The organism is Nguyenibacter vanlangensis (assembly GCF_013376155.1).
GTDB lineage: Bacteria > Pseudomonadota > Alphaproteobacteria > Acetobacterales > Acetobacteraceae > Gluconacetobacter > Gluconacetobacter vanlangensis.
In genome coordinates this window covers 1-1,108 of sequence record NZ_JABXXP010000844.1, presented here as the reverse complement: position 1 = coordinate 1,108, position 1,108 = coordinate 1, and the positions used below count along the sequence as shown (strand labels likewise).

Here is a 1,108-nt window from a genome sequence, read left to right as displayed (position 1 = left end):
ATCGAGCCGGCGCCGGTGGCGGCGATCGCGTCGCGGATCGCGGCGTCGAGCGCCGCGCCGTCGAGTTCGGCGGGCAGGTAGGCGCGGATCGTCTCGATCTCGGACTCTTCCTTCTCGGCCAGTTCGGGGCGGTTGCCCTGGCGGTACAGCGCGGCCGATTCGGTGCGCGACTTGATCATGCCGCGCAGCAGCGCGGTGACCTCATCGTCGCTGACCTGATCGACGCCGCGGACGCGGGCGGCGATGTCGGCGTCCTTCAATCTGGCCGCGACCATGCGCAGCGTGGCGACCCGCGCGGACTGGCCGGCCTTCATCGCCGTCTTGAGGTCTTCATTGAGGCGCGCGCGCAGGGACATGATCCTGTCTTCCTTACCTGGTCGGGGGCGGCCGAACCCGGGCCGCCCGGAAAAAATTTCCCACCCGGGAGATGTCGATTCGCGTGGGAATTTTCTTCCCAGGGGGTGGAGAGGCTGGTAGGAGATAATCCCGGAAGGAAGAATTCTCCATGCCGATGACGATCGAAAGCATCATTGAACGTCTGGGCGGCGCGGACAATGCCGCGCGCCTGACCGGTGTCGGGACCGAGGCCATCCGCAAATGGCGGCAGGCCCGCGCGATCCCGGCCAAGCACTGGCCGGTAATCCTGCGCCATGCCGGCCTGAGCCTTGCAGACCTGCAACCGGACAGCGCGTCCGACCCAGCGGAGACCACGATGCCCCAGCCCCAGGTTCCCACCCCAGCCGTGGTTTGCGCGGACACCCCGCCCGACGGCGCCACCGCCGTGCTGGTGCTGGCCGACGGGACCAGCCTGTGGGGCCGCGGCTTCGGCGCCCAGACCTCCCCTGACGGGGCGGCGATCGGCGAGCTGTGCTTTTCGACCGGCTTGACCGGCTATCAGGAGACGCTGACCGATCCGTCCTTCGCGGGGCAGATCATCACCTTTACCTTTCCGCATATCGGCAATGTCGGCGCCAATCCGGAGGATGACGAGGCCGCGCGGGTGGCGGCGCGCGGGCTGGTCGTCAAGCAGGACCTGACCGAGCCGGCGAACTGGCGCGCGGCCGAGGGGCTGGATGCCTGGCTGGCCGAACGGGGCGTGCCGGGCATC

2 protein-coding genes are annotated in these 1,108 nt (G+C 69.0%); one reads left to right on the top strand and one right to left on the bottom strand.

The genetic code is table 11. The features are described 5' to 3' along the window. Nucleotides 1–356, bottom strand: a 356-nt coding sequence (locus HUK84_RS19565) for a GatB/YqeY domain-containing protein (protein WP_176641696.1), incomplete at its 3' end; no start/stop codon positions are given. Between the two features lie 149 nt (nt 357–505). Here HUK84_RS19565 and HUK84_RS19560 point away from each other — a divergent pair. Continuing rightward, on the top strand, nt 506–1,108 hold a 603-nt coding region (locus HUK84_RS19560), incomplete at its 3' end, for a carbamoyl-phosphate synthase domain-containing protein (RefSeq protein WP_281362871.1).